We start from the raw sequence: 16,686 nt of genomic DNA on the forward strand, positions 1-16,686 counted from the left end.
CGATCCTAGGCCGACCGGGTGCGGCGCCACTTCTCGGTGACGGTCACGCGGCGCATCCGCCAGCCACCGCGCGTGCGCACCACGGCGAACCCGTAGCGTCCGCCGCACTCGAAGTCGGGCGCCGTCCCGTCGGGCTCCGCGCCGCCGGGACGCGCGGCCATGCGCATCGGGTTGAAGTAGTCGGCCTGCACGTGGGCGCTGTCGCCGGTGTCCTGTTCCAGGTGCTCGAACCTCAGCTTCCGGTTGCTGATGAGGTGCTGGCGCATCGGGAAGAGCGCCATGGTCTCGGCCAGCCAGTCGGCCACGTCCTGGGCGCTGCCCTCGATGCCGCCCGCCGACCGGTAGTCGGCCCGGCCGTCCGACGCGAACAGATGCCGGTATCCGTCCCAGTCGCCGTCGTCGACGGTGACCGCGTATTCGGTGATGAGGGCGTCGATGGCCAACCGGTCCATCACGGCTGCGAGTTCCACGCGCTGCGTCATCGGATCAGTGTTGGGCACGGTGAGTGGAGAGCCAAGGGGTGTGAACCCTCCGGTGTGCGGGCATTCCGCGGGATGACGACGCCAGCCGCGAACGGGAGGGGACGCGACCATGAAGAACGAGGAACGCATCGCGGTCTACGAACGGCAGGGAAACCGGAAGGAGTTGACGCCGCGCCAGAAGCGGAGGATCGCGAAGAAGGCGCGGCAGGGGAAGAAGTAGCCCTGCGGCAGCGGCAGCGGCGGCGGCAGGGAAAGAAGGGGAAGGAAGCAGCCCTGAGGCAGGGGCGCGTGAGACCTAGCGGTCCTCGGTGGCCGCGCGCAGTGCCGCCGCGACCGAGGTGAGGTCCAGGTCCACGACGACCGCCCCGTCGCCGTCGTGGACGCCGCGCTCCGTCACGGCGAGACCGATGAGGGCCAACTCGGCTGCCTGGTCGCGGAGTTGATGTTCGGCGACGGACTCGGCCGAGTCGCTCGGCTCCCTCTCGTCGCGTGCCCACGCCGCGGCCGCCGCCTCCGCCAGGTCGCGCGGCAGGCGTACGGTGACCGTCCGGTCGACCTCTGCCCGGAGCCGGGTCCCGAGCGCGGCGAGCAGCTCCGCGTCCCGCTGATACCGAAGGTACTGTCCATGAGCGTGCACGAGCCGAGCCTATCCAGCGCCGCCGCACCGCCCCGGAAGGGCGCGCTGCTCATCGACGTGGGCGGGGTGCTGGTACGGGAGTACCTGCCGGGCGCCGCGGACCACTGGGGCGCCCGGCTCGGCCTCTCCCAACGGGCCTTTCTGCGTGCGATGTTCGAGGGCAACGACGACGGGGTCCTCGTCGGGCGGGTCAGTGCGGACGCGTGGTGGCGGGTGATCCAGGAGCGGCTCGGCGTCGGTGCCGGGCTGATCGCGGAGATCCGGGACGACCTCGCGGCCAGGGAGACCTGGGACCCGGAGCTGGTGGCGCGGCTGCGGGAGCTGCGGGAGCTGCGTGGGGCGGCAGGTGGGGCGGGCGCGGTGGCTCCGGCGCCGAGAGTCCCCGTGGTCGTCGTGAGCAACACCTGGCCGGGGCTGCGGGAGCGCATGGCGGCCGGAGGGCTCCTCGACCTCGCGGACCACCTGGTTCTCTCCTGCGAGGTGGGGTGCGCCAAGCCGGACCGGCGGATCTATGAGCTCGCTCTCGAACGGGCGGGCGCGGAGCCGGAGTTGAGCCTGTTCATCGACGACGTGGCGGCCAATGCCGACGCGGCGGCGGCGCTGGGGATGGCGGGCCATGTGCACACGGGCACGCGGGACACGCTGGCGCGCATCGACGCTTTCGTACGGGAGCGAGGGAGGCGGGCGCGGAGCGGCCGGAGCTGACGGTCCGGGCGCCGTGGCCCGGGGGAGCGGCCGGTCAGGCCGCCTCGACGACCTCGCCGCGGACCGCCGCGGCCCACTGGGTCACCAACTGTTCGTACTCCCGGCGCTGCTCGGCCGAGAGGTGTCCGTCGGCGCGCAGCCACAAGCCGCGGATCCGCTCGTTCAACTCGGCGGCAGTCCGCACGGAACCACGGGGCTGGGGGTTCGGTGGCATAGGGACAAGCCTAGGGGATGGCTCCGACAATCGGAACTGTGAGCAACTGATCACCTGCGTCAAGTGATCGTCCGGGAGCGGTAGTTGGCGGGATCTGCTCGTTCCGTGGCGTGCTTCACTCGGGGTGTGAACGAGGCGCCGCCGCGCGGGTCGAACACACCCTGCACGCGCGCCGGGGACGGCGGTTGACTTGTCAGAGACCGTCCGGTCTGAGCACCCGGGCGGTGCGTGGGGCCGTCGGTCTTCCCCCGAGCCGGCGGCCCGCCGGACGGTGCCGGATAGTTCGTCGCGCGAATTATGGCGTTTTCCGGTGTTACCCTGGCCGCGTGGAAAAGCGAGAAGACGGCCAGAGCGGCCAGATGGGCATCGTGGCCGCCCTGGTGCGGTCCTCGTTCCTGGTGAACTCGGTGTACGCGGAGTCGGGCCGGGAGTACGGAGTGACGCCGCAGCAGGGGCAGTTGCTCTGCGTGCTGATGGGGCAGGCTTACGGCATGGGTGAGTTGGGGGCGGTGCTGTGCCTCGCCAAGTCCAGCCTCACCGGGCTGGTCGACCGCACCGAGCGCAACGGCCTGGTCAGGCGGGAGCCCGACCCACGGGACACGCGTGCGGTGCGGGTCGCGCTGACCCCTCAAGGTGCCGAGCTGGCGCGGGAGTTCTACGACGAGACGTGCCGCAGGATCGAGCGGCTGCCGGGTGGGCTCAGCGCCGCGGAGCTGGAGACGCTGGCGGATCTGCTGGGCCGCGTCGTGCTGGACAACGAGGTGCCGGTGGTCTTCGGGGAGCGGTGAGCCGCAGGTTCGACTTTCACAGAAGAGGGTTGTAGTTCGTGCCACGAACTAATAAAGTTCGTGGCACGAACTGCAACTCTCTTTCTGTGTGGAGCGTGTTCATCATGAGTCGTACGGTCGCGGTCGTCGGTGGCGGCGTCACCCTGGCCTCCGGCGAGCGGGTCGCGGCGGACTACGGGGTCCTGGCCACCGGCTCCGGCGGCTACGCCTACCCGGTCAAGCCCGCGTCCGACTCCGCCGTCGCGGCCCTCGACGGCCTCGCGGACGGCAGGCTGACGTCCCGTACGCCTGAAGGCCGGGTGCCGGTGACCGAACTCCTCACCGTGGCAGGGCACAAGAACGTCCACGCGGTGGGCGACACCACCGATGTCGCCGAGGCGAAGATGGCCGGTTGCGCGATGCAGCACGCCGCGGTCGTCGCGCAGAACGTCTCCGCCCGGCTGAAGGGCGAGCGCCCCACGGCGACGTCGTTCACCGGCCGCTTCGCGGAGCAGTTCGGGCCCATGTACGCCTGACCGCCCCCTCGCATACTCCTGACCGCCCCACCCCCCCGGACGACGAAAGCACCACCAACAGCTCTGGAAAGGCAGAACCATGTCCGTACTCTTCGGCTTCGGCGCGCACAGCGGCATCGACGGCGGGGCGGAGTTGCTGCGCTCGGTGCAGCAGGCCGACCGCGACGGGCTCGACCACTTCTCGCTCTCCGACCACCCCTACCTCGGCGACCGCCTCGACGCCTACGCCTCGATCGGGTTCCTCCTCGGCCGCACCGAGCGCATCGCGGGCTTCGCCAACGTCACCAACCTGCCCTCCAGACCTGCCCCGTTGCTTGCCCGTGCGGTGACGTCGCTGGCGGCGCTGTCCGGCGGGCGGGTCGTGCTCGGCATGGGTGCGGGCGGGCTGTGGGACCGGATCGCCGACCTGGGGGTGGAGCGGCTCACGCCTGGGGAGGCAGTGGAGGCGTTCGAGGAGGCGATCGTCCTCATCAGGAAGCTGTCGGGCGGCGGCGCGCCCGTCACCCACGAGGGCCGCCACTACCAGGTGCACCAGATCGAACCCTCGCCGGTGCCCGCGCCCCCGGTCTGGACCGGCTCGGTCGGCCGGAAGTCCCTGGCCGCGACGGGCCGGGTGGCGGACGGCTGGATCCCGGGCCACGCGGCGGACTGGCGCAGCGAGCGCTACCGGACGTCGCGGCCGGTCATCGACGAGGCGGCGGCTGCCGTGGGCCGCGACCCGCGCGAGATCCGCACGGTCTTCAACCTCCCCGGACGCATCACCGAACGGCCCCTGCCCGCCCCGCGCGACGGCGACGGCCGCTGGCTCGGTGGCTCCGTCGACCAGTGGGTCGAGGAACTGACCGGTGCGGTCCTCGACCACGACGCGGCGGGCTTCACGCTGTTCGCGGCCGACCACGGGACGCAGGACGCCGCGGCGCTCGGCCGGTGGGCCACGGAGATCGCGCCCGCGGTGCGGGAGGCGGTGGCGAAGGAGACCGGCGCCTGAAGTCCCGCGCGCGTGGGTGCCCGAAGGACCGCGCGCGTGGGGGAGTGCGCGATACGGTCGCCAGGCCCTGGCGCCGATGCCACCCGCCCCCCGAAAGGACGGTCAGCGTGGACATGAAGATCGAGGTGATCCAGGTACCCGTCTCCGACGTGGACCGCGCGAAGGACTTCTACAGCAAGCAGCTCGGGTTCGCCGTGGACCTCGACCGGGTGGTCCCCGGGGGCATGCGCGTCTGCCAGCTGACCCCGCCCGGGTCCGGCTGCTCGATCCAACTGGTCGCCGGCGGCGGCGCGTCGGAGCGCGGCCTGACCGTCACCGTGGTCGTGCCGGACGTCGTCGCCATCCACGCGGAGCTGACCGGGCGCGGTGCTCCCCTCGCCGACGTCGTCCACTACGAGAACGGCGTCCAGGTGCCGGGTCCCGGCGCCGGGCCGTGGAGCACGATGACGTTCTTCTCGGACCCGGACGGCAACCAGTGGATCGTCCAGGAGCGCCCGGCGGGGGAGCAGGACCTCATCACCTGATCGGCCGCGGCCACCGCGCCGCCCTCGGCCGTCGCGCCCGAGCGTGGAGGCATGAACCGAACCCTTCGCGCCTGCGCCACCGGCGCCCTCGCGCTCATCCCCGCCCTCGGACTCGCGGGCATCGCCCACGCGGCGCCCGCGGCGCACGCCACGGTCGGCACGGCCGCCGTGGCCAGAGCCCAGTCCGACCCGACTCCCCCCGCCTCGAACTGCACCTGCGGGGGCTTCGCCGGCCGCCCCTGCCCGCAGGGCTACCACTGCGTCGACGACCCGCGAGACAGCTGCGACCCGCAGCACGGCGGCGCCGACTGCGGTGGCCTCTGCGTGCCCGACGGCTACAACCTCACGCCCGCCCGCGGCCATCACCACCAGGCGGGCATCAGGATCGACCTCTGAGGCAGAGGAGGGGCGCTCAGCCCGCCGACTCTCCCGCGTGCGGGCTGAGCGCCCCCGTCCCCACCAGGACGAACAGGACGATGCCGAGCAGCACCCGGTAGTACACGAAGGGCATGAAGGACTTCGACGAGATGAACTTCATGAACCAGGCGATGACGGCGTAACCCACCACAAAAGCGATGATCGTGGCGAAGATCGTCGGGCCCCACGACACATGGCCCCCCTCGCCTGCGTCCTTGAGCTCGAAGACGCCGGAGGCCAGGACCGCGGGGACGGCGAGCAGGAACGAGTAGCGGGCGGCGGCCTCGCGGGTGTAGCCCATGAGGAGGCCGCCGCTGATCGTGGCGCCGGACCGGGAGACGCCGGGGACCAGGGCCATCGCCTGGCAGACGCCATAGATCAGGCCGTCCCTGACGCCGAGTTCCTTGAGGGACTTGCGCTGCTTGACGGCGCGGTGCTTGCCCCCGGTCTCGTCGCGGGCGGCCAGCCGGTCGGCGATGCCGAGGACGATGCCCATGACGATGAGCGTCGTCGCGATCAGGCGCAGGTCACGGAACGGGCCCTCGATCTGGTCCTTGAACGTCACGCCGAGCACGCCGATCGGGATCGAGCCGACGATGACGAGCCAGCCCATCTGCGCGTCGTGGTCGGAGCGCGGCACCTTCCCGAAGAGGGAGCCGAACCATGCCGAGATGATCCGGGCGATGTCCTTGCGGAAGTAGATGAGGACGGCGGCCTCGGTGCCGATCTGGGTGATCGCGGTGAACGCGGCGCCCGGGTCGTGCCAGCCCGCGAAGGCCGCGGTCAGGCGCAGGTGCGCGCTGGACGAGATGGGGAGGAACTCGGTGAGCCCCTGGACGAGCCCGAGGATGAAGGATTCAAGCCAAGACATGAAAGAGGCGCCGTCCAAGTGCTGTGCAGGGGCTGCGGAGGGAGAAGGAACGAGAAGGGAAGGGCAGGACAGGACGGGGTAGGCGGTATCGCCGTCCTGTCGGGGGCAGCGTAGCGGCACAGGGTTACGGGGGTGCCGGAGGGCTGTTGCCGCGGGCGGCTCGGGGCCCGCGGGCGGCCCACTCCGTCGGCTGCCTCGCTTGTGCGGTTGAGCCGTTGAGTCGTTGAGCCGTTGTGCCGTTGAGCGGTTGTGCGGTTGTGGCGTTGAGCGGTTGTGCGGTTGAGCCGTTACGTCGCTGCGCCGTTACGCCGCCGTGGGCCCCGTCGTCGTCCAGCCCGGCGCCTGCGGGTGGGCCGTCAGGTCCTCGTGCCGGACCGCCTCGCCGCAGGACCGGCACGTCACCACCGGGACCAGCTCGTGGCCGCAGGTGTGCTCGATGACCATCGGGCGGTCCTCGTCACCGCGCAGGTGGCGGTCGCCCCAGGCCATCAACGTCATGAGGACCGGCTCGAGTTCGAGGCCCGCGCGCGTGGGGCGGTACTCGAAGCGCTGGGGGTGCTCGCTGTAGAGGGTCTTCTTGAGGACACCCGCGTCCACGAGCCGCCGCAGGCGCGTCGCCAGGACGTCGCGCGGGGCACCGATGTTGCGGACCAGCTGGTCGAAGCGGCCGTTGCCGAGGCAGACCTCGCGCAGGACGAGCAGCGAGTACTTCTCGCCGACCAGGGCGAGGGCGTCGGCGATCGAGCAGGGGCGCGGGGTCTTGGCCATGAGGTCAGTCTAGGGGCGGCCAGTCGGTGGGTTTGATTTTCCAACTCACCTCGCTACAGTGAGTCCAGATTTCCTACTCACTGGTAATCGCCAAGCGGGCCATGCCCCTTGGCGCCGAGGGAGGCCCGCACCATGCGTGACGCCGTCATCGTCGAAGCCGTACGCACCCCCGTGGGCAAGGGAAAGCCGCACGGCGCCCTCGCCCACCTCCACCCCGTCGAGCTGCTCGCCCACACGCTGCGCACCCTCGTCGAGCGCACCGGGATCGACCCCGCCGCGATCGACGACGTCATCGGCGGCTGTGTCGACCAGGTCGCCGAGCAGGCCATGAACACCACCCGCTACGCCGTCCTGTCCGCGGGCCTGCCGGAGTCCGTGCCCGCGACGACCGTCGACCGCCAGTGCGGCTCCTCTCAGCAGGCCGTGCACTTCGCCGCGCAGGGCGTCCTGTCGGGCGCCTACGACGTGGCCGTGGCCTGCGGCGTGGAGTCCATGAGCCGCGTACCGATGTGGTCCAACGTGCCCGCGGGGGCCGATCCGTTCGGTCCCGGTGTCGCCGGGCGCTACCCGGAGGGACTGGTTCCGCAGGGCATCAGCGCCGAGCTCATCGCCGCCAAGTGGTCCCTCACCCGCGAGCGGATGGACACCTTCGCCACCACCTCGCACCAGCGCGCCGCCCGCGCCTGGGAACACGGCCTGTTCGACGCCGAGACCGCGCCCGTCGACGGGGTGACCAGGGACGAGTCCGTGCGCCCCGCCACCACCCCCGAGATCCTCGCCGGTCTCAGGCCCGCCTACTACGACGCGGACTTCGCCGCGCGCTTCCCGCAGATCGACTGGTCCGTGACGGCGGGCAACACCAGCCCCGTCAACGACGGCGCCTCCGCCGTCCTCATCACCACCAGCGAGCACGCCGCCCGCCTCGGCCTGCGCCCGCTCGCCCGGCTGCACAGCTTCGCCGTCACCGGCTCCGACCCGCTGCTCATGCTCACCGGCGTCCTGCCCGCGACGGAGAAGGTGCTGCGCAACGCCTCACTGTCCCTCGACGACATCGATCTCTTCGAGGTCAACGAAGCCTTCGCCAGCGTCGTGCTCGCCTGGCTGCAGGAGACCGGCGCCGATCCGGAGAAGGTCAATGTGCACGGCGGCGCGATCGCGCTCGGGCATCCCCTCGGCGCGAGCGGCACCCGGCTGATGACGACCCTCGTGCACGCGATGCGGGCGCGCGGGGCGCGGTACGGGCTGCAGACGATGTGCGAGGCGGGAGGACTGGCCAACGCCACGGTCCTGGAAGCGCTGTAGGGCTGTGGGGCTGTAGCGCCTCAGCACCCCAGCGCTCTGGTGCTGGGGGTTCCGCTGCCCCGGCGCTCAGTTGCCGCGCAGGCGGTGGCGCTTGCACCACGCGACCACCGCCCCCGCGAGCCCCGTCACCGCGATGAAGCCCATCGCGATGAGGAACGCGGGCGAGGTCGGCGTCGACGCGCGGGCGCCCGCGACCACGTACGCCGCCGTGTTCGGGATCGAGCCGAGGCCCGTCGCGATCAGGAACGGGGCCCAGCCCATGCGGGACACCGACGCGCAGTAGTTCGCCGCCCAGAACGGCACCCCGGGAAAGAGCCGCAGCGCCATCATCGTGCGGAAGCCGTGCCGGCTCAGCTGGCCGTCGGCGGCCTTCAGCCAGCGGCCCCGCAGCAGCGGCCGCAGCGCGTCCTGCCCGAGGATCCGGCCGAGCCCGAAGGCGATCCCGCCGCCGATCACCGTGCCCGCGATCGCCGCGGTGAGCCCCGCCTGCGAGCCGAAGAGCGCGCCCGCCGCCAGGTTCAGGAGCGGCCGGGGCACGAAGGCCGCCGTGCACAGGCCGTACGCGACCGCGAAGACCGCGACCGCCGCGGCGCCGCTCAGCTCGGCGGGCAGGCCGTCCGAAAGTATCCGCTGCGGCTCGAAGAGCAGCACGCACGTCGCCGCCGCGGCCAGCAGGGCCACCAGCAGCGACAGCCGGGACCAGGGCGAGAGGAGCACCCTGGTGCAGCGCACGGCGAGACCCTGCGGACGAGTGGCTGCTGCGGTGTCGAGCATCCGGGGAGACTAACCGACCCATGTGTGTGTTCGCCGTATGGTGCGTCTCATGAGCGTCACAGTGCCGCCCAGCCCTCTCGCCGACGCCGTGCTCCCCCGGCTCACCACGATCTACGGCGGGGCCGCCGATCCGGAGCGGGCCGCGCAGATGCGCGCGTACATGAAGGACGTCGCGCCGTTCCTCGGGCTGACCTCGCCGGCCCGCCGCGAGCTGAGCCGCGCGGTCCTCGCCGGGACGCCGCGCCCCGAGGAGGCCGACTGCACGGCGCTCGCGCTGCGCTGCTGGCGGCTGCCGGAGCGCGAGTACCACTACTTCGCCGTCGACTATCTGCGCCGCCACGTGAAGCGCTGCTCCTCGGGCTTCCTGCCCGTCGCCCGCCACCTGGTGACGACCGTGCCCTGGTGGGACACCGTCGACCTGCTCGCCGCGCACGTCGTGGGCGGACTCGTCGCGGCCGACCCGGCGCTGCGTGCCGACATGGACGCCTGGATCGGGGACGACGACCTGTGGGTGGCGCGCACCGCGCTGCTCCACCAGCTCCGGTACAAGGACGCCACGGACACCGGGCGGCTCTTCGGCTACTGCGTACGGCAGTCGGGCCACCCGGACTTCTTCATCCGCAAGGCCGTCGGCTGGTGCCTGCGCGAGTACGCCAAGACGGATCCCGACGCGGTACGGGACTTCGTCGACAAGGAGCGGAGCAGGCTCTCGCCCCTCTCCGTGCGCGAGGCCCTCAAGAACATCGGCGCCTGACCTCCCGTAGCTCCGAGCCCCGACCTCCCGTGTCTCCGAGCTCTGAACTCCCGTACGCCCCAGGGAGAACGGGGGAAATTCATTCGACGCGGCGGCGTCCGTCGGCGAAGATCTGCCTCATGTTCCGGCACGCCTTCCCCACAGCTCCGTCCGCAGTCGCGGACGCTGCGAAGGCTGCCGTTTTCCTCGCCGCCGCAGTCGACGGCGCCCGAAGCTGACCCTCTCCGGACATTCCGGCGGACCCCGCAGGGGGAGGGTCGGCGACATCTCCGGGGTCCCCGCCTCACACATGGAGGCCATCACTTTTTGTTCCGGGAAGGAACAGCACCAGCCATGTCCAAGACGGCTTACGTCCGCACCAAGCCCCATCTCAACATCGGCACCATGGGCCACGTCGACCACGGCAAGACCACCCTGACCGCCGCCATCACCAAGGTCCTCGCCGACCACGGCACCGGCGCGTTCGTGCCCTTCGACCGGATCGACCGGGCGCCCGAGGAGGCGCAGCGGGGCATCACCATCAACATCGCGCACGTCGAGTACGAGACGGACACCCGCCACTACGCGCACGTCGACATGCCAGGGCACGCCGACTACGTGAAGAACATGGTCACCGGCGCCGCCCAACTCGACGGGGCGATCCTCGTCGTCTCCGCGGTCGACGGCATCATGCCGCAGACCGCCGAGCACGTCCTGCTCGCCCGCCAGGTCGGCGTCGACCACATCGTCGTCGCCCTCAACAAGGCCGACGCCGGGGACGAGGAGCTCACCGACCTCGTCGAGCTGGAGGTCCGCGAGCTGCTCAGCGCGCACGGCTACGGCGGCGACTCCGTCCCCGTCGTACGGGTCTCCGGCCTCAAGGCCCTTGCCGGGGAGCCCCGTTGGACGGCCGCGATCGAGGCGCTGCTCGACGCCGTGGACACCTATGTGCCCACACCCGAGCGCTACCTGGACGCGCCCTTCCTGCTCCCCGTCGAGAACGTCCTCACCATCACCGGGCGCGGCACCGTCGTCACCGGCGCCGTCGAGCGCGGCACCGTCAAGGTCGGCGACCGCGTGCAGGTGCTCGGCGCGGACACGGAGACGGTCGTCACCGGCCTGGAGACCTTCGGCAAGCCGATGGACTCCGCGCAGGCCGGCGACAACGTCGCGCTGCTGCTGCGCGGCGTGCCCCGCGACGCGGTCCGCCGCGGGCACGTCGTCGCGGCGCCCGGCAGCGTCACGCCGAGCCGTCGCTTCACCGCGCAGGTGTACGTCCTGTCGGCGGGCGAGGGCGGCCGCTCGACGCCCGTCACGACCGGCTACCGGCCGCAGTTCTACATCCGCACCGCGGACGTGGTCGGCGACGTCGACCTCGGCGAGCGCGCGGTCGCCCGCCCCGGCGACACCGTCACCATGACGGTCGAGCTGGGCCGCGAGCTGCCCCTGGAGCCGGGCCTCGGCTTCGCGATCCGTGAGGGCGGGCGCACGGTCGGCGCGGGCACGGTGACCGAGGTCGAGTGATCAGGGTCGCGTGACCGAAGTCGCGTGATCGGAGTCGCGTGACTCAGGTCGGCCGACCTGTGCGCATCGGGGATCGGCTCGTCCACGGCAGAATGGCCCCGTGGACGAGCCGATACCCGTGACCCGCACCGTGGACCACGGCACCGCCAAGCTGATGCCCGACGTGGACCGCGCCCGGGCCTGGCTGCTCACGGTCGACGGCGCGCCGCAGTCGTACGTGGACCTGGACGAGCCGACGTACCTGGAGTTCGAGTACGCGCGGCGGCTCGCCCATGTCCTGGACGCCGCCGCCGAGCCCGGCGAGACCTTGGACGTCGTGCACCTCGGTGGGGGCGCGCTCGCCCTGCCCCGCTACCTCGCCGCCGCCCGGCCCGGCTCCCGGCAGGACGTCGTCGAGGCCGACCGCGGGCTCATCGAGCTGATCGCCGAGTACCTGCCGGTGGCGGACGGCGCCGGGATCGCCGTGCACGGCGCGGACGCGCGGGAGTGGCTCGACGCCGCGCCCGCCGCCAGCGCGGACCTCGTGATCGGGGACGTCTTCGGCGGGTCGCGTGTGCCCGCGCACCTGACGACGGTCGGGTACGCGCACGCGGTGGGGCGGGTCCTGCGCGAGGGCGGGTGCTATGCGGCGAACCTCGCGGACGGGGCGCCGTTCACGTTCCTGGCGTCCCAACTCGCCACGTTCGGCACGGTGTTCGGCGAGCTCGCGCTGATCGCGGAGCCTTCGGTGCTGCGCGGGCGGCGGTTCGGGAACGTGGTGCTCGTGGCCGCGCACACGCCGCTGCCCGTCGCGACGCTCGCCCGCAGGGCCGCCGCCGACGCGTTCCCGGCGCGGGTCGAGCACGGGGACGCGCTGCGGCGCTTCATCGGCGCCGCGCAGCCCGTACGCGAAGGGGAGGGCGTGGACTCACCCGAGCCGCCCGACGGAGCCTTCAGCGTCGGGTGATGCGGCGGTGGTCGGCCCGGGGGCCGGTCGCGGTGTCGGGGCCGCTGTGGTGATCTCCTTCGTACGGCGGGTCAGGTTCCGCACGTCCGGTACGAACAGCACCAGCGCCGTCATCAGGAACACGAGCGCCGAGCAGCCCCACAGCGAGGCGGTGCGGCCGAAGGCGTCGTCGGCCGGGCCCGCGAGGGCGGTGGCCAGCGGCACCATCGCGACGGAGCCGAACCAGTCGTAGGCCGCGACCCGCGACAGCTTCTCCTCGGGGATCTCCTGGTGCAGCGCCGTCATCCACGAGACGCCGAACACTTCGAGGGACACACCGCAGACGAACATCACGGTGGCCAGGACGGGCACCGGCACGGGCACCGCGAGCGCCGCCGAGGGCGCCGCGAGGGGGAAGACGCAGAGGATGCCCGCCAGGAGCAGGCGTCGAGGCTTCCATCGCGTCATCAGGAGCGCACCGAGGAGGGTGCCCGCGCCGAACGCGCCGAGCGCGAAGCCCCACGGCCCCGCGCCGCCGAGGTGGTCGCGGGCCACCAGCGGGCCGAACACCGCCTCGGCGGCGCCCACCACCGCGTTGACGACGGCGAACTGCACCACGATCGTCCACAGCCAGGCCCGCCCGGTGAACTCCCGCCAGCCCTCGCGCAGATCGGCGAGCAGCCCGCCGCCCGGCGCCCGCGGCGGTATGTGGCTCACGTCGAGGAAGGCCCGCAGCGCGCCCGCGAGCGCGAAGGCCGCCGCGTCCACCGCAAGCACCCAGCCCGGCCCGATCCCCGCGACCAGGACCCCGCCGAGCGCCGCCCCGCCGAGGCCCGCGCCCTGCATCGCCATCCGGTAGAGCGCGAAGGCCCGGCCGGCCTGCTCGCCGCTGACCGACGACATCAGCATGCCCTCGGCCGCCGGGCCGAAGAACGCCTGTCCCACGCCGCCGAGCCCGGAGAGCAGCAGCATGTGCCACAGCTCGGCGCGACCGGTGATCACCAGGGCCGCGAAGGCGCCCTGGGAGAGGAAGTTGAGGGAGTTGGCCGCCACCATCACGCGGTGGCGCGGCAGGCGGTCGGCGACGGCGCCGCCGATCAGCAGGAACAGCAGGAGCGGCAGCGTGCGGGCGGCGGCTACGAGCCCCACGTCGCCGCCGCTGCCCCCGGCCTCGAGAACCGCGAACGCCGCCGCGATCAGCGCGCCCTGGCTGCCCAGGTTCGTGATGATCGCGGCGGCGGTGAGCAGGGAGTAGTTGCGCCCGGCCCAGGAAGGGCGCGAGGTCTTGGCGGCGGCAGAGGTCACCACGGGACTATCCCCGGCGGGACGGGCCCGTGCCAAACCGTTTCGCGGCGCCGGGCCGCCCTGTGGCGAACCGTTTCGCGGCGCTGGGCCGCGCGTGCGCGGAACGGCGAAGGCTCAGGACTCCTCGTCGCCGCTCAGCCGGACCGTCTTGAGGATCTTCGTGACCGTCTCGTCCGGCACCTCGTCCTTGACGCCCTTGGCGCCGTAGAAGGTCCAGGCGACGTAGTCACCGCTGCCGTTCTTGAACGCGAACGTGGTGGCCTTGCCGTCCGAGTCGCACTTGCCCTTCTTGGGCACGCCCGTGACGGTGGTCGTCGTCACGCTGCCCTTGATGCCCGCGTCGGTGGTGAAGTTCTTCGTCTTGCCGATCTTCATCAGCTTCTTGGACTTGTCCTTCTGGTCCGTGTAGCCGCCGAAGACCCACCACGCCGAGTCGTTGCGGGAGACGTCCTTGGTGTTCTTCGCGCCGTTCTGGCCCTTGGTGCCCGCAGCGGCCAGAGAAGTGGTGGACTTGTTGCCGTCCTTGTCGTCGTCGGACGAGCACCAGTTCTGCTTGAGGATCGCGGGCGCGGACATGCCGATGAGCGCGCTGCCGTCACCCTTCTTCTCGTCCTCGAAGCCGATGAAGGTGTCAGCGGTCTGCACCTCCCAGTCGGCCGGGACGTCGAAGGCCGTGCCCCACTTGGGGTTCACGACGACCTTCCAGCCCTCGACGGTGGGCTTCGGGTCGCCCCCCGTGCCGCGCCCGCCGTCGTTGTTGCTCTGGCTCGGGCTCGGCTTCTTGGAGACCGACTTCGAGGGGGACTTGGCGGGCGTCTTGCCGTCCGCCTCGTCGTCCTTGTCGCCGCCGAGGACCAGGAAGGCGGTGACGCCCGCGGCCGCCACGACGGCGAGCGCGGCGACGATGGCGGTGATCTTCGTCTTGTTCCCGTTGCCTCCGTTGCCGCCGCCCGGCTGCGGGGGCTGCGCCTGGGGCGCCTGCGGGAACGGGCCCGGCGTGGGCGGGCCCCACTGGCCGGGCTGCTCGGGCTGGGAGAAGCCGCCGGACTGCGGCTGGGCTCCCGGCTGCTGATACCCGGGCTGCTGGTACGGGTTCGGCTGCTGGTACCCCGGCTGCTGGTACGGATTCTGGTCCTGCGGGTTCTGCTCGCCCCCGGGCGGCTGCTGTCCTGGCCACATGGCGAGTAACCATAGAGGGCGGGGTGGCCTGATGTCATCGTCGGCCCCTGGCGCTGTCCCTGGGGTCCGGTCCGCCCGACAGTGACCCGACAGGACCGACAGGCCCTACTTGTCCTCGGTGTCGTAGAGGCGCACGGTCGAGAGGATCTTCTTGACGGTGGCGTCCGGGACCTCGGCCTTGACGCCCTTGGCCCCGACGAAGGACCAGGAGGCGAAGTCGCCCTCGGGGTTGGTGAAGGCGAACACGGTGGACTTGCCGTCCGAGTCGCACTTGCCGTGCTTGGTCTTGCGGACGCCCTCGGAGGTGGACGTGGCCACCTTGCCCTTGAGGCCGGACTTGGTGGTGTACGACTCCGCGGGGGTGGTCGTGATGCTCTTCTTGTCGGGCTGGGTGTACGTGACGTAGGTCCAGGTGCGGGAGTCCTGGCGGGCCATCTCGTCGACGGTCTTGGCCTTGCTGTTGCCGCGCCCCCTGCTGCCCGCGCGCGCGAGGGCCGTCTTGTCCGTCGAGCCGTCCTTGTTCGTGTCGTCCATGCACCACTGCCGCTGGAGGAACGCGGGGGCGCGCATCCCGATGAGGATGCTGTCCTCGTCGCCCGCCTCGCCGCCGGTGATGGCGTAGCTGGGCGTCTCCAGCTCCCAGTCGGCGGGCACTTCGAAGGCGATGCCCTGGGTGGGGTTGGTGACGACCTTCCAGCCCTTGACGGTCGGCTTCAGGCTGTCGCCGTCCGCGCGGGAGTCGGAGTCGTCGGAGGCCGAAGCGCTCGGTGAGGTGCGGGACTTGGTCGGATCGGGCTTCGCCTCGTCGTCCTTGTCGCCGCCGAGCGTGAAGAGCGCGGTGACGCCGCAGGCCACGACGACGGCGCCGGCTGCGACGAGGGCGATGAGCCGGCTCCGGTCGGGCTTCTTGCCGCCACCGCCATCGCCGCCGCCGGTGTCACCGCCACCGTGGGCCGGGGGCACCGCAGGACCGGCGGGCTGGGTCGGCGCGTTCCAGGGGGCGTGCGGGTCCGGGGCGCCCTGACCCTGCTGCTGGTACCCCGGCTGCAGATACGGGTTCTGCGCGTTCTGCGGGTGCTGGGAGGGGTTCTGCTCCCCGTCGGGGTTCTGCTGTCCGGGCCACATGGGCCGTAACCCTAGGACACGGGGATCACGGTCGGGCAAGGGCCCGGGCGGTTCCGGTACGGGGGCCGGGCCCGGGGTTCCGTTGCCGGGCTGAGGTCCCGGGCTCCGGCCCGGCCCTGGCCAAGGCGTCCTACTCGTGGGTAACATCTCGGCATGAGCGCTGACCAGATGTCGATCGGCGAGATGCTCGCCGCCACCGTGCCGATGGTCCGGACCCTGAAGCTCGAGTACCTCGAGACCACTCCGGAGAAGGCCGTGCTCGCCCTGCCCGATCAGGCCGAGTACCAGAATCACGTCGGCGGGCCGCACGCCGGTGCCATGTTCACGTTGGGGGAGTCGGCCACCGGCGCCGTCGTGATCGCCGCCTTCGGGTCCGAGCTGGGCCGCGCGGTGCCGCTGCCGGTGCGGGCCGAGACCACGTACAAGAAGCTGGCCCGCGGTCCGCTGACCGCCACCGCGAGGCTCGGCCGCCCGGCCGCCGAGGTCATCGCCGAGCTGGACGAGGGGCGGCGCCCGGAGTTCCCGATCACGGTCGAGATCCAGCGTGAGGACGGCGCCGTGACGGGCGAGATGACCGTCATCTGGACCCTGCGTCCCAACGACTGAGGGCTCACCTTTCCACCCGAGCGCGCGGGGGCCGGTCAAGTGACCGCCCCCGCGCAGCTGTTGGTGCCCCGATCCCCGAAGCCGCGCCCCCGCACCCCCTGCGTGCCCGTCGTCTCCTTCAACTCTTCAATGCGTTCGGCCCCTCCGCCACCCTCCTTCCGTCACCGTTCTCGCTCATCTCATTGACACGAGTCACTACCGGGCATAGTTTTCCCGCCGCCCCCGTGGTGTCTAACGGTGCGTCAAGTTTCTTGTGACGCATAGTGCGTTCAAAGGTCGAAGGCGATCCACGCACAGAAGGAGT

20 protein-coding genes are annotated in these 16,686 nt (G+C 71.9%); 11 read left to right on the forward strand and 9 right to left on the reverse strand.

Going from position 1 to position 16,686, the window contains the following annotated elements; genetic code table 11:
* Nucleotides 1-5: 5 nt before the first annotated feature.
* Together ACQB60_RS43310 and ACQB60_RS43315 are read right to left on the reverse strand one after the other, a co-directional pair.
* A complete protein-coding gene (locus tag ACQB60_RS43310; protein ID WP_496931597.1) occupies nucleotides 6-482 on the reverse strand; it encodes a nuclear transport factor 2 family protein in 477 nt (158 codons plus the stop codon).
* 295 nt (nucleotides 483-777) lie between these two features.
* The gene (locus ACQB60_RS43315; protein WP_496931598.1) at nucleotides 778-1,119 is read right to left on the reverse strand and encodes a hypothetical protein; all 342 of its coding nucleotides are present in this window, start codon (nucleotides 1,117-1,119) and stop codon (nucleotides 778-780) included.
* Between ACQB60_RS43315 and ACQB60_RS43320 the strand changes: the two genes are divergently transcribed.
* A complete protein-coding gene (locus ACQB60_RS43320) occupies nucleotides 1,108-1,824 on the forward strand; it encodes an HAD-IA family hydrolase (protein ID WP_496931599.1) in 717 nt (238 codons plus the stop codon). The genes ACQB60_RS43315 and ACQB60_RS43320 overlap by 12 nt on opposite strands.
* Nucleotides 1,825-1,858: 34 nt before the next feature.
* Here ACQB60_RS43320 and ACQB60_RS43325 read toward each other — a convergent pair whose 3' ends face one another.
* The gene (locus ACQB60_RS43325) at nucleotides 1,859-2,038 is read right to left on the reverse strand and encodes a hypothetical protein (protein WP_496931600.1); all 180 of its coding nucleotides are present in this window, start codon (nucleotides 2,036-2,038) and stop codon (nucleotides 1,859-1,861) included.
* Nucleotides 2,039-2,397: 359 nt separating this feature from the next.
* Here ACQB60_RS43325 and ACQB60_RS43330 point away from each other — a divergent pair, with 359 nt between their 5' ends.
* The 5 genes from ACQB60_RS43330 (at nucleotide 2,398) to ACQB60_RS43350 (ending at nucleotide 5,249) form a co-directional block, all read left to right on the forward strand.
* Nucleotides 2,398-2,826 carry a MarR family winged helix-turn-helix transcriptional regulator gene (locus tag ACQB60_RS43330; protein WP_496931636.1) on the forward strand — a complete coding sequence of 143 codons (429 nt, stop codon included), beginning with the start codon at nucleotides 2,398-2,400 and terminating at the stop codon, nucleotides 2,824-2,826.
* A gap of 104 nt (nucleotides 2,827-2,930) precedes the next feature.
* A complete protein-coding gene (locus ACQB60_RS43335; RefSeq protein ID WP_496931601.1) occupies nucleotides 2,931-3,341 on the forward strand; it encodes a hypothetical protein in 411 nt (136 codons plus the stop codon).
* Nucleotides 3,342-3,420: 79 nt separating this feature from the next.
* Nucleotides 3,421-4,329: an LLM class flavin-dependent oxidoreductase gene (locus ACQB60_RS43340; RefSeq protein ID WP_496931602.1), complete on the forward strand. Its 909-nt coding sequence runs from the start codon at nucleotides 3,421-3,423 to the stop codon at nucleotides 4,327-4,329.
* A 113-nt stretch (nucleotides 4,330-4,442) separates the two neighbouring features.
* Nucleotides 4,443-4,853: a VOC family protein gene (locus ACQB60_RS43345; protein WP_496931637.1), complete on the forward strand. Its 411-nt coding sequence runs from the start codon at nucleotides 4,443-4,445 to the stop codon at nucleotides 4,851-4,853.
* A gap of 51 nt (nucleotides 4,854-4,904) precedes the next feature.
* Nucleotides 4,905-5,249 (forward strand): hypothetical protein, encoded by a 345-nt coding sequence (locus ACQB60_RS43350; RefSeq protein ID WP_496931603.1) that lies wholly within the window; start codon nucleotides 4,905-4,907, stop codon nucleotides 5,247-5,249.
* Between the two features lie 16 nt (nucleotides 5,250-5,265).
* On the opposite strand, the gene ACQB60_RS43355 is transcribed toward ACQB60_RS43350, so the two are convergent.
* Nucleotides 5,266-6,141, reverse strand: coding sequence for an undecaprenyl-diphosphate phosphatase (locus ACQB60_RS43355; protein ID WP_496931604.1), 876 nt, complete (start codon nucleotides 6,139-6,141; stop codon nucleotides 5,266-5,268).
* A gap of 303 nt (nucleotides 6,142-6,444) precedes the next feature.
* Nucleotides 6,445-6,909, reverse strand: a complete 465-nt coding sequence (locus ACQB60_RS43360) for a winged helix-turn-helix transcriptional regulator (RefSeq protein ID WP_496931605.1) — start codon at nucleotides 6,907-6,909, stop codon at nucleotides 6,445-6,447.
* A gap of 132 nt (nucleotides 6,910-7,041) precedes the next feature.
* Between ACQB60_RS43360 and ACQB60_RS43365 the strand changes: the two genes are divergently transcribed.
* Nucleotides 7,042-8,211 (forward strand): thiolase family protein, encoded by a 1,170-nt coding sequence (locus tag ACQB60_RS43365; protein ID WP_496931606.1) that lies wholly within the window; start codon nucleotides 7,042-7,044, stop codon nucleotides 8,209-8,211.
* A gap of 66 nt (nucleotides 8,212-8,277) precedes the next feature.
* Here the strand turns inward: ACQB60_RS43365 and ACQB60_RS43370 are convergent, their stop codons facing one another.
* The gene (locus tag ACQB60_RS43370; RefSeq protein WP_496931607.1) at nucleotides 8,278-8,985 is read right to left on the reverse strand and encodes a TVP38/TMEM64 family protein; all 708 of its coding nucleotides are present in this window, start codon (nucleotides 8,983-8,985) and stop codon (nucleotides 8,278-8,280) included.
* A gap of 49 nt (nucleotides 8,986-9,034) precedes the next feature.
* On the opposite strand from ACQB60_RS43370, the gene ACQB60_RS43375 reads away from it, so the two are divergent.
* The 3 genes from ACQB60_RS43375 to ACQB60_RS43385 all read left to right on the forward strand — a co-directional run bounded on the left by ACQB60_RS43375 (nucleotide 9,035) and on the right by ACQB60_RS43385 (nucleotide 12,188).
* The gene (locus tag ACQB60_RS43375) at nucleotides 9,035-9,739 is read left to right on the forward strand and encodes a DNA alkylation repair protein (RefSeq protein WP_496931608.1); all 705 of its coding nucleotides are present in this window, start codon (nucleotides 9,035-9,037) and stop codon (nucleotides 9,737-9,739) included.
* Nucleotides 9,740-10,072: 333 nt separating this feature from the next.
* Nucleotides 10,073-11,242: an elongation factor Tu gene (gene tuf / locus ACQB60_RS43380; RefSeq protein ID WP_496931609.1), complete on the forward strand. Its 1,170-nt coding sequence runs from the start codon at nucleotides 10,073-10,075 to the stop codon at nucleotides 11,240-11,242.
* Between the two features lie 100 nt (nucleotides 11,243-11,342).
* The gene (locus ACQB60_RS43385; protein ID WP_496931610.1) at nucleotides 11,343-12,188 is read left to right on the forward strand and encodes a spermidine synthase; all 846 of its coding nucleotides are present in this window, start codon (nucleotides 11,343-11,345) and stop codon (nucleotides 12,186-12,188) included.
* On the opposite strand, the gene ACQB60_RS43390 is transcribed toward ACQB60_RS43385, so the two are convergent.
* The 3 genes from ACQB60_RS43390 to ACQB60_RS43400 form a co-directional block, all read right to left on the reverse strand.
* Nucleotides 12,150-13,475, reverse strand: coding sequence for an MFS transporter (locus ACQB60_RS43390; protein ID WP_496931611.1), 1,326 nt, complete (start codon nucleotides 13,473-13,475; stop codon nucleotides 12,150-12,152). The two genes, ACQB60_RS43385 and ACQB60_RS43390, sit on opposite strands and share 39 nt — an antisense overlap.
* 111 nt (nucleotides 13,476-13,586) lie before the next feature.
* On the reverse strand, nucleotides 13,587-14,651 hold the full coding sequence (locus tag ACQB60_RS43395) for a DUF8017 domain-containing protein (protein WP_496931612.1): 1,065 nt from the start codon (nucleotides 14,649-14,651) through the stop codon (nucleotides 13,587-13,589).
* 105 nt (nucleotides 14,652-14,756) lie between these two features.
* A complete protein-coding gene (locus ACQB60_RS43400) occupies nucleotides 14,757-15,776 on the reverse strand; it encodes a DUF8017 domain-containing protein (protein WP_496931613.1) in 1,020 nt (339 codons plus the stop codon).
* A 168-nt stretch (nucleotides 15,777-15,944) separates the two neighbouring features.
* On the opposite strand from ACQB60_RS43400, the gene ACQB60_RS43405 reads away from it, so the two are divergent.
* Nucleotides 15,945-16,382 carry a DUF4442 domain-containing protein gene (locus tag ACQB60_RS43405; protein WP_384846660.1) on the forward strand — a complete coding sequence of 146 codons (438 nt, stop codon included), beginning with the start codon at nucleotides 15,945-15,947 and terminating at the stop codon, nucleotides 16,380-16,382.
* Nucleotides 16,383-16,686: the final 304 nt, after the last annotated feature.

Source organism: Streptomyces odontotermitis, from assembly GCF_050510915.1.
In the GTDB taxonomy this organism is placed as follows: domain Bacteria; phylum Actinomycetota; class Actinomycetes; order Streptomycetales; family Streptomycetaceae; genus Streptomyces.

Bases quoted from the DNA above. Each gene is read 5' to 3' on its own strand.
- ACQB60_RS43310 (WP_496931597.1), bottom strand. From the start codon at position 482: ATGACGCAGCGCGTGGAACTCGCAGCCGTGATGGACCGGTTGGCCATC.
- ACQB60_RS43320 (WP_496931599.1), top strand. From the start codon at position 1,108: ATGAGCGTGCACGAGCCGAGCCTATCCAGCGCCGCCGCACCGCCCCGG.
- ACQB60_RS43325 (WP_496931600.1), bottom strand. From the start codon at position 2,038: ATGCCACCGAACCCCCAGCCCCGTGGTTCCGTGCGGACTGCCGCCGAG.
- ACQB60_RS43330 (WP_496931636.1), top strand. From the start codon at position 2,398: ATGGGCATCGTGGCCGCCCTGGTGCGGTCCTCGTTCCTGGTGAACTCG.
- ACQB60_RS43335 (WP_496931601.1), top strand. From the start codon at position 2,931: ATGAGTCGTACGGTCGCGGTCGTCGGTGGCGGCGTCACCCTGGCCTCC.
- ACQB60_RS43340 (WP_496931602.1), top strand. From the start codon at position 3,421: ATGTCCGTACTCTTCGGCTTCGGCGCGCACAGCGGCATCGACGGCGGG.
- ACQB60_RS43345 (WP_496931637.1), top strand. From the start codon at position 4,443: ATGAAGATCGAGGTGATCCAGGTACCCGTCTCCGACGTGGACCGCGCG.
- ACQB60_RS43350 (WP_496931603.1), top strand. From the start codon at position 4,905: ATGAACCGAACCCTTCGCGCCTGCGCCACCGGCGCCCTCGCGCTCATC.
- ACQB60_RS43355 (WP_496931604.1), bottom strand. From the start codon at position 6,141: ATGTCTTGGCTTGAATCCTTCATCCTCGGGCTCGTCCAGGGGCTCACC.
- ACQB60_RS43360 (WP_496931605.1), bottom strand. From the start codon at position 6,909: ATGGCCAAGACCCCGCGCCCCTGCTCGATCGCCGACGCCCTCGCCCTG.
- ACQB60_RS43365 (WP_496931606.1), top strand. From the start codon at position 7,042: ATGCGTGACGCCGTCATCGTCGAAGCCGTACGCACCCCCGTGGGCAAG.
- ACQB60_RS43370 (WP_496931607.1), bottom strand. From the start codon at position 8,985: ATGCTCGACACCGCAGCAGCCACTCGTCCGCAGGGTCTCGCCGTGCGC.
- ACQB60_RS43375 (WP_496931608.1), top strand. From the start codon at position 9,035: ATGAGCGTCACAGTGCCGCCCAGCCCTCTCGCCGACGCCGTGCTCCCC.
- tuf (WP_496931609.1), top strand. From the start codon at position 10,073: ATGTCCAAGACGGCTTACGTCCGCACCAAGCCCCATCTCAACATCGGC.
- ACQB60_RS43395 (WP_496931612.1), bottom strand. From the start codon at position 14,651: ATGTGGCCAGGACAGCAGCCGCCCGGGGGCGAGCAGAACCCGCAGGAC.
- ACQB60_RS43400 (WP_496931613.1), bottom strand. From the start codon at position 15,776: ATGTGGCCCGGACAGCAGAACCCCGACGGGGAGCAGAACCCCTCCCAG.
- ACQB60_RS43405 (WP_384846660.1), top strand. From the start codon at position 15,945: ATGTCGATCGGCGAGATGCTCGCCGCCACCGTGCCGATGGTCCGGACC.